At 37.9% G+C, this 11,944-nt stretch carries 8 protein-coding genes; 5 read left to right on the forward strand and 3 right to left on the reverse strand.

The genetic code is table 11. From position 1 onward, the window contains the following. Positions 1-854: 854 nt before the first annotated feature. Entirely contained in the window at positions 855-2,162 is a 1,308-nt protein-coding gene (locus tag ACILQF_RS05550; protein ID WP_395626423.1) for an amidohydrolase, read from the forward strand. Positions 2,163-2,235: 73 nt separating this feature from the next. On the opposite strand, the gene ACILQF_RS05555 is transcribed toward ACILQF_RS05550, so the two are convergent. From ACILQF_RS05555 to mutY, 3 genes are all read right to left on the reverse strand, one after another. Further along, positions 2,236-5,439: a S41 family peptidase gene (locus ACILQF_RS05555; RefSeq protein ID WP_395626424.1), complete on the reverse strand. Its 3,204-nt coding sequence runs from the start codon at positions 5,437-5,439 to the stop codon at positions 2,236-2,238. A 120-nt stretch (positions 5,440-5,559) separates the two neighbouring features. Beyond that, positions 5,560-6,018 (reverse strand): single-stranded DNA-binding protein, encoded by a 459-nt coding sequence (locus ACILQF_RS05560; protein ID WP_395626425.1) that lies wholly within the window; start codon positions 6,016-6,018, stop codon positions 5,560-5,562. Between the two features lie 15 nt (positions 6,019-6,033). Then, entirely contained in the window at positions 6,034-7,092 is a 1,059-nt protein-coding gene (gene mutY / locus ACILQF_RS05565; protein ID WP_395626426.1) for an A/G-specific adenine glycosylase, read from the reverse strand. Positions 7,093-7,260: 168 nt separating this feature from the next. On the opposite strand from mutY, the gene ACILQF_RS05570 reads away from it, so the two are divergent. The 4 genes from ACILQF_RS05570 (at position 7,261) to radA (ending at position 11,792) form a co-directional block, all read left to right on the forward strand. After that, positions 7,261-7,545 carry an HU family DNA-binding protein gene (locus tag ACILQF_RS05570; protein WP_395626427.1) on the forward strand — a complete coding sequence of 95 codons (285 nt, stop codon included), beginning with the start codon at positions 7,261-7,263 and terminating at the stop codon, positions 7,543-7,545. Between the two features lie 22 nt (positions 7,546-7,567). Beyond that, positions 7,568-8,419, forward strand: coding sequence for a tetratricopeptide repeat protein (locus tag ACILQF_RS05575; RefSeq protein WP_395626428.1), 852 nt, complete (start codon positions 7,568-7,570; stop codon positions 8,417-8,419). Positions 8,420-8,699: 280 nt separating this feature from the next. Beyond that, positions 8,700-10,250, forward strand: a complete 1,551-nt coding sequence (locus tag ACILQF_RS05580; protein WP_395626429.1) for a ribonuclease E/G — start codon at positions 8,700-8,702, stop codon at positions 10,248-10,250. A gap of 123 nt (positions 10,251-10,373) precedes the next feature. Then, positions 10,374-11,792: a DNA repair protein RadA gene (gene radA / locus ACILQF_RS05585; protein WP_395626430.1), complete on the forward strand. Its 1,419-nt coding sequence runs from the start codon at positions 10,374-10,376 to the stop codon at positions 11,790-11,792. The last annotated feature ends 152 nt before the right edge of the window (positions 11,793-11,944 follow it).

Here is an 11,944-nt window from a genome sequence, read left to right on the forward strand (position 1 = left end):
AGGCTCTCATGGTCTCGGCGAAGAGCCTCGGCTTGGTACTTTTCAACTACAGGAAAAGGTAAGGCCCCCGCGGCTATGAGCGGGAAATATCATTAAAACTCCAATTTCCCTATTAAACCCTAATCAAAAAATATGAATCTCTTTCTTTTGAAGTCCAAAAGAAACAAAAGACTTTTTTTTCCTCTCCGAAGGAGTCCTTTGGACTTAGGCAGCCGGCGCAAACCAACCGCACACTAAAGCCAAAAGCCCACGGGCTGCGTTTTACAGAAGAGTAAAACAATGCCCCTCCCCAAACCACAATGCCTTCTTTTGCCTTTTGTTTAACAGCTGCTGAGGGAAAAAGCATGACGCCTAAAATCCTGGTACGTTTGACATTAGTTTTTAATAGCATGGGATCTCTCCACTCGTTACATTAATGCTAAACCTCACATTTGTGGCCGAATGTTCGAGATGACGGGGTGGTGGATTGACGTTAGAAGTAAAAAGAATATTAAAAATTAATCTTATTATTTAGCAGAATTCCCTAGCATAGACCCTTCGTCACCTTTCTTCCGCCTTGGCTGGTGCGGCAATGACAAGCCTAGCCCTCGCAGAACCTTTCATAGCATCAGACGCAGCGGTGGTTTTTTGGTCCTTTTCAACTACAGGAAAAGGACTAGCCCCCGCGGCCAAGAGCGGGAAACGTCAATAACAACACCATTATGCCGTTAAAAATCTAATAAGAAGAAAAATAAAACTCCAATTCTCCCTATTAAACCCAAATCCAAACAAAAAAGAATCATTATGATTTGATCTTTCAAATAAAATTTCCTCGGACACTAAGATTCTTTTCAGTAATTTAGATTAAAAAAAACATGAACAAATCATATTTAGCAGCATTGATGTTATTTTCTTTGCCTGCATTTTCTCAGACTAGTCCGCTGAAGGCCAAAGCCAATACAGCCACAGATCAAATAGAATCAAAGATTATTGAATGGCGTCGTGATTTCCATGAACATCCAGAATTGGGCAATAATGAGACTAGAACAGCGGCAATTGTGGCTAAACATCTACAAAGTTTGGGTATGGAGGTTAAGACTGGAGTGGCTAGAACAGGGGTTGTAGCTATTTTAAAGGGGGCAAAACCCGGACCAGTTATCGCTTTGCGGGCAGATATTGATGCTTTACCTGTTACTGAACGCGGTAATTTGCCATTTGCATCGAAAGTTAAAACTCAATATAATAATCAAGAAGTTGGGGTAATGCATGCCTGCGGACATGATTCGCATACGGCTATGCTGATGGGTGTTGCTGAAGTTCTAGCGGGAATGAAAGCGGATCTGAAGGGTACTGTAAAATTTATTTTTCAGCCTGCTGAAGAAGGTTCTGCTCCTGGAGTTGAAGGGGGTGCAGAATTAATGATAAAAGAAGGAGTTCTTGAAAATCCAAAGGTCGATGTAATATTTGGTTTACACATTTGGGCCTCAATAGAGGTTGGAAAGCTTGCTTATCGCTCTGGAGGGATGATGGCTGGCGTAAACGATATGCAGATTATTGTGAAGGGCCGACAAGCTCATGGTGCAGCGCCTTGGGCATCAATAGATCCCATTGTTGTTTCGGCACAAATCATTAATAATTTACAGACCATTGTAAGTAGAAACCTGAATATTACTGAAAATGCTGGCGTTGTAACTATCGGTTCGATTCATTCTGGTGTTCGTTCAAACATTATTCCTGAGCAAGCTGAAATGCTAGGCACTATTAGGTCGCTTAGCCTTGAAGATGAAAAATTATTGATTAGTAGAATTAGAACCATTGCAACCAAAACTGCTGAAGCTGCAGGTGCAACTGCTGAGGTTAAAATACCATACAGCAATCATTATCCGGTAACTTTTAATGATCTGGCATTAACCGAAAAGATGCTTCCTAGCCTAGTAAAAACTGCCGGTGCGCAAAACGTACTAATTACACCACCAATTACTGGTGCTGAAGATTTTTCTTTCTTTCAGGAAAAGGTTCCCGGTTTATTTTTCTTCTTGGGAGCTTTGCCTAAAGGCTCAGATCCAAAAACGGCACCATCACACCACACTCCCGACTTTTTTATTGATGAAAGCGCTTTCAAACTAGGTGTTAAAGCATTAACTGGCTTAACACTCGACTATATGGAAATGGGCAAGAAATAATTTCAAAACCTGATAAACGTAAAAAGGGGATTAAATAATCATTTAATCCCCTTTTACAATTCTGGCTAATTAATTATTTTGATCCTAATTGCTTCAATAACTCATCTACCGCAGTTTTAAGCTGCTCATCCACTCCTTTAGTTATATAATCAATTGAATTATCTATTAAGATATCAGGTACCGCTGGACCAAGCTCTTGATTTTCGTTTGTGGCCTTAACATACCAACCTCTAAGCGGTACACGCACTGATGAACCATCTAAAAATGACTTTGATCCCGTTGAAATTACAGAACCATTAGTTGGTATACCAACCAACTTTCCAATACCTAATTGCTTAAATGCATGAGAGAAGATTTCAGCATTAGAATAACTATTTTCATTACAGATTGCGATAGTTGGCTTCATCCATGCAGCATAAACTAAGCGTTCGCCAACCGGATAATAGTCGCGGAATTTTAATTTATTCTTTTCTAAATCATCGGTAGCTCCTCTAGGAATAGCATAAGAATGTTGCTTGTAATTTAAAACTGACATCAAATAATCGGTAGTGCTACCACCACCATTATAACGAACATCAATTACTAAACCATCTTTCCCATAACCAGCAGCTGCAAATTCGCGCTCGGTCTCCTCGAAACTAGGCATACTCATCGCTTGGATATGTATATAACCTAATTTACCATTGGAATATTTCTCTACCAGTTTTTTGCGTTCTAGCACCCATTCGTCGTAAAGTGCACCCGATGCGCTTGCTACTGGTCTGATTACTACTTCTCTGGACGCACCTTTGCTGTCTTTTACATTGATAAATAGCTTTTGGTTGACCGTGCCAGCTAAATGGCTGTAGAAGTTCTCATCCTTTTTTAAAGCTTCGCCGTTTACTGAGGTAATGATATCACCTTCCATTAAGCGACTTCCTACTTTGCTTGATGGCCCATTTGGTATCACACGAATTACCTTCATACCATCTGCCGTTGGACTAAGTTCTGCTCCCAATAATCCGGTAGTTTCTCTTTGAGTTTCTGTTCTGTCTGCAGATGTAAATCCCATGTGACTACTATTGAGTTCGCCAAGCATCAGGTTGAACATATCTCTAAAATCGGCACTTGTGGAGGCAGAAACTGCTCTTTCCTTGTATTTGCTACGAAGCGCATTCCAATCGTAACCATGCATTTTTGGATCATAAAATTGATCCCTTAGCGTTCTCCAAGCCTCTTCAAATACTTGCTCTTTTTCTCCAGGGTAATCAATGGTCATTTTAGCTAAGTAAGGTAATGATTCTTGCGCCGAGCTTTTTACATCTACTTTTGCAAGTGAACCACCTTGTCTGAAAAAATATATTGATTTTCCCTCATTGTCTGTCGCTAAAGAATATGGATTACTTCCACCTTTAGTAATTTCTTTTAATTCTTTGCCATCCCACTTTACGCTGTAAAGATCTCTGCCTCTTGCAGCACTATTTGTTGCAGTATAGAAAAATGTATTCCCATCCTTAGAAATAATAAAATCGCTTTCATCACCAGGTAAACTAGTCACTTGAACTGTTCTTTTGCTGATGTCTTCAAAATCTATTTGAATAGCTTTAGAACTAGTTTTTGCTGCTTTGCCAGATGCTGATGCTTCGTTTGAAGGCATATCTTGCCAATCTTCGTTTACCTTTTCCCAATCTTCCTTTTTTAACCATACAAACCACACATCCGCGCTTAGATTATTTCTAGAGCTTAGGAAACCTAATTTTGAACCATCTGGACTCCAAACAGGGTTGGTTTCTGTTCTTGGGTGCATGGTTACGTTTACAGGTTTTGTAGAGTTATCAGCTGCCTGAATAAAAATTTCAAAATTGGCGTAAAGATCACTTTTTGAATAAGCTAACCATTTATTATCGGGACTCCATACCAATCCTGATGGTGCAGCCCAACCATCAAGCAATATTTTTTCATTTTTTAATTGACCAGTTTCAGTAATGTCGGCTACAATTAATTGACCTCTTCCTCTAATGAATGCAATTTTCTTCCCATCAAAAGATACAGTAGGAGAGGTTTCATCTTCGGCGGTATTGCTTATTTGAACAATGCGGTGTTTAAGTGTTTTAAAGAGATTTTTTTCTTTTTCATCACTAGAAACGGCCATAAATAAGTTGAAATTGCCATCCTTGCGATCAGAAGTGAACACAAGCGTTGAATCGTTTAACCAAACTGGATTCATATCTCTGTAAGCATGATTAGAAATATTGACGCTTCTATTCTTTTCTTTATCAGCTTCTTTGATGAAAACCTCGCCACGAATGGTATATGCAAAAAGCTTGGTATTTGGCGATAGTGAAAACTCGCTAGCCCCACTTGTTAGCATTTTGCTTTCCGAAGAATCGTAGCGATCGTCTGCATTTATTTCTATTTTTATTTTTACTGCTTCGCTATTTCCTGCCTTAAGGAGATAGAAGTTCATATCTTTTTCAAAAACGATACTTGATCCATCTTTAGAAATGCTATAATGCCTAATAGCCTCATCTTTATAACTTGTAATTTGCTGTGGCTTTCCAGCAGCTTTCCCATCATTATCAATAGTTATTTTGTACAAATTATAAGTCCCGGATGTAGAACTTAAGAAGTACAAACTATTATTATCGCCCCATTGTGGCATAATATCATTTGTGGAAAATAATGGAAGCTTATTATAGCTTTTAGTTTTAGTATTCATGATCCAAATTTCACGATCGGATGAACCAGTATAATCCTCTCTAGCCACTGGGTTGCTACCACCACGGGTAAAGGCAATAAATTTTCCGTCAGGTGAACTAACGGGTTCAAAACCCAAAACATCAGCTATTCTCTGCTCTGTTCCCCCTGTTGAGGGTATTGAAAACATTTCTGGATCTCTTTCAATCTGGCGAAACTCTCTGCCTGTTGTAAATATTATTGAACCTGCATTGGTCCAGCTAGAAATATTATCTCCTGCCGAATGATAGGTCAAGCGTTTTGCTATGCCACCTTCAACGGGGATGGTGAAAATATCATTGTTGCCGTATCGACTACCTGAAAATGCGATTGTTCGATCATCGGGACTAAAAACAGGGTTGCTTTCGTATGCTTCATGAATTGTTAAACGATTAGCGCGTCCCCCACTTACTGGAACCGTCCAAATATCGCCTTGATAAGAAAAGGAAATAAGGGATCCGTTTTTACTTATTGAGGGATGACGTAATAATAGCTTTTCTTGGGAATAAGCCATTAAAACGAAAAGACAGGCTATACCTGTCAATAAAAAATGCTTCTTCATATTTCCTTTCATTATTTTTAGTGAATTAATAAAAAAGATGTGGTAAAAATAGGATTTCTGTTTTGTATTCATTGTTTTACAAAACAAAATTCTATGTTAATTCTTGATTAGACGTGGAGTTTAAAATGGCAAAATATCATCGGCAGCTTCTCCTGATTCATAATTCATCGGCCTGTCTTCCTTCGCCATTTCGCCAGAATTATCAGCTTTTATTTGCTTTGATTGATCGCTTTGTTCACTTTCAAAATCAGTTTTTCGGCCAAGCATCGTGAAGTTCTCGGCAACAATTTCAGTCGAGTATTTTTTATGTCCCTCCCGGTCTTCAAAAGAACGGGTTCTTAGTTTACCTTCAAGATATACTAATTTACCTTTCTTAAGGAATTTTGATGCAGTATCGGCCAAACCTCTCCACATAACTATATTGTGCCATTCGGTTTGCTCAATTTTTTTACCATCCTTATTATAAGTTTCTGAGGTTGCTAGTGGGAAGCTTGCTACAGTTACACCCCCATCTAAATATCGCACTTCAGGATCTTTTCCTAAATGCCCAACTAAAATAACTTTGTTGATTCCAGACATGGTTTTTTCATTAGATTATTCATTTAATGTACGAAAATTTTCTAAGAAATGGAAAATTAATTTAGGCTGCGCAAAGCGATCAAGGTCATTTTCGCTTACATAGAACCAATTTTTTGTTGTTAGAAAATCTTCTGAAAAGTTTTCTATGGATATGAAGTTGGTGTGAAGTTTCTGGTGACTAAGAATATGTTTTATGGGTTTCGAGATCGATTTTATGTGCACCTGAGTACCAAAGCATTTGATAAAATCTTCCGATTGGGTTAAATCATGAGCAGAACAAAGCGATTTGCTTTCAAAAAGTGGAAGATCATATAGGTTTTCCCAAATATCACCTGGGCCACGCTTGTTTAATAGAATTTGATTCTCTTTTAACACAAAAATATAGTTAAAAAAGCGCTCTCGGCTTTTTTGTAATTTGTTTTTTACGGGCAGCTCTTGTATACGATTTGTTCTTTTTGCTTCACAATCCACTTGTAATGGGCATGCCAGGCAATCCGGATTTTTAGGTTTGCATTGCAAGGCCCCAAATTCCATAATGGCCTGATTAAACTCTCCAGCTTGCGATTTATCGAGCAATTCATTCGCTAATTCGGTAAAAAGCTTTTTGCCTTTCCCCGAATTAATGGGCGTATCAATACCAAAGTATCGTGATAATAACCTGAAAACATTTCCATCAACTACTGCCTTGGCCTCATTTGATGAAAATGAAGAAATGGCTGCAGCAGTATATTCACCGACGCCCTTTAGCTTAATAAGGTCATCATATCTGCTTGGAAAATATCCAGCATGCTCCTCCATAACTATCTTAGCAGTGTGATGCATATTTCTGCCCCTCGAATAATAACCTAATCCCTGCCATAGTTTTAATATCTCTTCTTCTGTGGCATTGGCAAACTGCTTTACTGTTGGATATTTTTCAGCAAAGCGATTGAAATAGGGAGTACCCTGTTCAACACGCGTTTGTTGCATGATGATTTCTGATAGCCAAATAATGTATGGATCATCCGTATTTCTCCATGGAAGATCTCTTTTATGCAATTGGTACCAGTCAATTATTTCTTCTGCAAAATTCATTTGGATAGAGTATATTAGCTCATTAACGGGTACAAAAGTACCTTACTTATTGTTTTATAGAGACTTGCTTTAAAAAAAAGCAGAATTATTTCCCAAATTCAATTAAAACCAATACTTTTGCATCCCCAAATAAGGTATTATTTAGGTTAAAAATAAAAGAAATTAGATATGACCAAGGCAGAAATCATAACAGAGATCTCTAACAAAACTGGAATTGAAAAAGTAGATGTTCAAGAGGCTGTGGAAGCTTTTTTTAAAGTGGTAAAAAATTCAATGGTAAATGGTGAAAACGTTTACGTTAGAGGTTTTGGAAGCTTTATAGTTAAGAAGAGAGCTAAGAAAACTGCGCGTAACATCTCAAAAAACACAGCTATAATTATTCCAGAGCACTTTGTTCCGAGTTTCAAGCCTGCGAAAGTTTTTGTTGAGAAGGTTAAAACCGGTAATAAATAATAAAGAGTTTTATTAATCAAAAATGTTAAACAAAAAGCAGATTATAGTTATAGGTTCGGTCGCTGTACTGATGGGCTTAATGCTTTTGTTAGACATTCAAGGATTGGTTAAACCTAGTGAAGGTGAAGAAAATCAAGCGTCAGCAACTACATCTGTAGCTACCGACTTGAAAGCAATTTCATTGGAAGAAGTTTCAAAAACCTCTATGGAGGGCTTAAATGCTAGTTTAAAGTCGCTAATAAGTGATCTTGAAGCCCAGTTGAAGAGCGCCTCTGATGATGAGAAATTAGATTTGTATAAAAAACTCGCCCAGCAATGGGATGACGTTAATATTACAACCCCTTCTTCATTATACTATGAATTGATTGCTGAAAATGATTCGAATTTTGATTCTTGGTTAAAAGCCGGAGATAAATTTACGGATGCTTATCAACAAAGCATGGATACACTAATTCAACCTGTATTAGTCCAGAAGGCGATTAGTTCATATCAAAAGGCGGATAAATTAAAGCCAAATACTCTAGAAGTGAAAACAGGATTGGGTATTGCTTATGTTAGTGGTACACCAAATCCTATGCAAGGGATCACTTTATTACTTGATGTGGTAAAGCAGGACCCTAAAAATTTAAAGGCGAATTTAAATTTAGGCTTGTTTTCTATGAAATCAGGTCAGTTTGATAAGGCTGTTGAACGTTTTAAGACAGTCATTGAAATAGCTCCAAGCGCCGAAGCATGGTTCTATTTAGCTTCCAGTTATGAAAGCATGGATAGAAATGCAGATGCAATTGCTGCCTATTTGAAAACAAAAGAGATTGCTGCTGACCCTAATATGAGTCAGTTTGTGGATCGGAAAATAAACGAATTAAGTAATTAAATTATAAAACATTTTTAAAAAACAACATTATGCCAAGCGGTAAGAAAAGAAAGAGACATAAAATGGCTACCCACAAACGTAAAAAGCGTTTGAGAAAAAACAGACATAAGAAAAAATAGTCGAAATAATTTGATCTGAAAAGATCTTTATTATTATCAATGCTAATGAAGAATTTAAACCTCCCGCACCAAGCGACGGAGGTTTAAACCATTCGTTAGTTTTTATTTTTTCTATATTTTAAACGTATACCGGTTTAATACCGGTGTCTTAAATTTAGCCATTGGTAAAAGAATTAATTATCAATTCATCCCCTAGTGGGGTTACTATTGCTTTACTGCAAGACAAGCAACTCGTAGAACTAAATACTGAGCAAGTCAGCAATAATTATGCTGTTGGCGACATTTATTTAGGCAAGATCAAAAAGATTATGCCCGGATTAAATGCTGCTTTTGTAGATGTAGGCTATGAAAAAGATGCTTTTCTGCATTATCTAGACCTTGGTCCGCAGGTCCAGTCGCTTTTAAAGCTGACAAAGATTGTAAAGGGAGGCAGTTACAAAGATAAACTGCTCAATAGTTTCAGACTGGAAACGGATATTAGCAAATCCGGTAAAATTTCAGAAATTCTGAATCGGAACATGATTTTACCTGTTCAAATAGCGAAAGAACCCATCTCAACGAAGGGTCCGCGCTTAAGTTCAGATATTTCAATTGCAGGTCGATTTTCTGTGCTTGTGCCATTTTCGGATGTTATTTCAATATCCAAAAAGATCAAAAGTAATACAGAGCGCAACCGCCTAAAAAAGATTGTTGAAGGTATTAAGCCGAAAAATTTTGGAGTAATAATTCGTACAGTTTCTGAAGGGAAGGGTGTTGCTGAGCTTCAAAAAGATCTTTTGGATCTTATCGACAAGTGGGAGAAATTTACTACTCGCTTACCTGGTACAGAACCTTCAAAAAAGATTCTTGGTGAGATGGGTCGTACTTCGACCATCCTACGAGATATATTAAATACCGATTTTACCAATATTCATATTGGTGATCCATCCTTGTTTGAGGAAATCAGGTCTTATGTTCACGAGATATCTCCAGAAATGGAAAAAATCGTGAAACTATATCGTAGTAAGGAGCCAATTTTTGAGCACTTTGGCGTCGACAAGCAGATTAAAGCAGCTTTCGGTCGTACGGTAAATCTTCCAGGTGGAGCCTATCTCGTTGTGGAACATACTGAGGCTTTGCATGTTATTGACGTAAATAGTGGTAATCGTACAGCTAACAATGAAAATCAGGAGCAAAATGCGCTCATGATTAATATGGAAGCTGCAAAGGAAATTGCTCGTCAGCTTCGTCTTCGTGATATGGGCGGTATTGTAGTTATCGATTTTATCGATATGCATAAACCTCAAAACCGAAAGGAATTGTTTGACTATTTAAAGGAGCTTATGCTTCTTGATCGTGCCAAGCATACCATTTTGCCCCCAAGTAAGTTTGGTTTGGTGCAACTTACTCGTCAGCGAGTTAGGCCTGAAATGAATATTGTTACCAATGAAAAGTGCCCGGCTTGTAATGGGACTGGTGAAATCAAGGCAAGTATTATTTTAATGGATGACATTGAGAATAATCTTAACTATATTCTTAATGAGCAGAATGAGAGTAGTATTACGCTTTGCGTGCATCCATATATTGAGGCCTTCATTAAGAAAGGATTAATTTCAATACAATGGAAGTGGTTCTTTAAATTTAGTAAGTGGATAAAGGTAAAAGCCGTTCCATCTTATTATTTAACTGAGTTTCATTTTTTAAACTCGAAAGAAGAAGAAATTAAGCTATAAGAGGCACCGGCCTTAAATAAAAAATGTGCAAATGGTGTTTATTCGTTTGCACATTTTTTATTTATAATTATTCAGTTCTCTATCCCCATCTTTTTAATAAATTAGTACAAAAATCTTAAAACCATGGCAAAAACACGTTCCGCTTATTTCTGTCAAAGTTGTGGATACGAATCTGCTAAATGGCTGGGAAAGTGCCCTTCTTGTAATCAATGGAATACCTTTGTTGAAGAGATTATTGAAAAAGCAAATGCTTCTGTGCCCGACTGGAAAACGGGATCCACAAGTATGCAGCGAGCCAATAAACCTGCCGCAATCCATGAAATTGTTTATACCGAAGAAAATAGACTGATTACCCCTGATAAGGAATTGAACAGAGTATTAGGTGGTGGAATTGTAAGTGGATCTATTGTTTTAATTGGTGGAGAACCGGGTATTGGTAAATCAACCTTAATGCTTCAGGTTGCGCTTAACCTACCAGGTCTAAAAGTACTTTATGTTTCGGGAGAAGAAAGTGAACAGCAGATAAAAATGCGTGCCGAACGATTATTGCCTCAAGCCGGAAAAAAGGGGTCTGCGTCTGCAGATACTTATATATTAACAGAAACCTCTACTCAAAATATTTTCAAACAAATTGAAATTCTGCAACCTGATTTGCTAGTTGTTGATTCCATCCAAACGCTCTATTCTGCACATATTGAGTCTACGCCTGGCAGTGTTTCCCAGGTTAGAGAATGCACAGCTGAACTTCTGCGTTTTGCGAAGGAAAGCGGGACTCCCGTTTTCCTAATCGGTCATATTACAAAGGATGGAATGATTGCCGGGCCTAAGATTTTGGAGCATATGGTGGATACCGTTTTGCAGTTTGAAGGCGATAGACATCATGTTTATCGTATTTTGCGTGCAGTGAAAAATCGGTTTGGCTCTGCCTCTGAACTGGGCATTTATGAAATGCAGGGTAGTGGCTTGAGAGAAGTTTCAAACCCATCAGAGATTTTACTGTCGCAGCGTGATGAACCTTTAAGCGGAATCACTATTTCGGCAATGATGGAGGGCCTCAGGCCAATGTTAATTGAAACGCAAGCACTAGTTAGCGTTTCGGCATATGGAACGCCCCAGCGCTCCGCAACAGGCTTTGATACCAAAAGAATGAATATGCTCCTTGCTGTTCTTGAGAAACGTTGCGGATTTAAACTCAGTGCAAAGGATGTATTTTTGAATATTGCCGGTGGATTAAGAGTGGAAGATCCTGGAATTGACTTAGCTGTTGTTGTAGCGATTATTTCCTCCCATGAAGATATGCCGGTTGATTCAAAGATCTGTTTTGCTGCGGAAGTAGGCTTATCGGGTGAAATTAGAGCGGTTAACCGTATTGAACAACGTATCGCAGAAGCTGAAAAGTTAGGATTTGAACAGATATTTATCTCTAAATATAACCTCCCATCAGGTAAAGGCGTGAAAACATCGCCCGAATGGCAGAAATACAAAATTGAAATAAAGACTGTAGCTAAGGTGGAGGAAGTGTTTAATGCACTCTTTGGCTAGTATTTATCTCAATTGGATATTAAAACCCGATTATTTTAATTATAAACTAATAGTGTCCGGGGAAATCTCATGCTGAGAAATGCGGATGTCTAAACTACAAGCTTGTTATTCGTGGGTTAGTATTATTTTTTTATTAGATTTTCAAGGGCGTA

This window comes from Daejeonella sp., assembly GCF_044232565.1.
Classification (GTDB): domain Bacteria; phylum Bacteroidota; class Bacteroidia; order Sphingobacteriales; family Sphingobacteriaceae; genus Daejeonella.

Coding starts and splice junctions, on each gene's coding strand:
- radA (WP_395626430.1), top strand. CDS start 10,374: ATGGCAAAAACACGTTCCGCTTATTTCTGTCAAAGTTGTGGATACGAA.
- ACILQF_RS05555 (WP_395626424.1), bottom strand. CDS start 5,439: ATGAAGAAGCATTTTTTATTGACAGGTATAGCCTGTCTTTTCGTTTTA.
- mutY (WP_395626426.1), bottom strand. CDS start 7,092: ATGAATTTTGCAGAAGAAATAATTGACTGGTACCAATTGCATAAAAGA.
- ACILQF_RS05570 (WP_395626427.1), top strand. CDS start 7,261: ATGACCAAGGCAGAAATCATAACAGAGATCTCTAACAAAACTGGAATT.
- ACILQF_RS05550 (WP_395626423.1), top strand. CDS start 855: ATGAACAAATCATATTTAGCAGCATTGATGTTATTTTCTTTGCCTGCA.
- ACILQF_RS05560 (WP_395626425.1), bottom strand. CDS start 6,018: ATGTCTGGAATCAACAAAGTTATTTTAGTTGGGCATTTAGGAAAAGAT.
- ACILQF_RS05575 (WP_395626428.1), top strand. CDS start 7,568: ATGTTAAACAAAAAGCAGATTATAGTTATAGGTTCGGTCGCTGTACTG.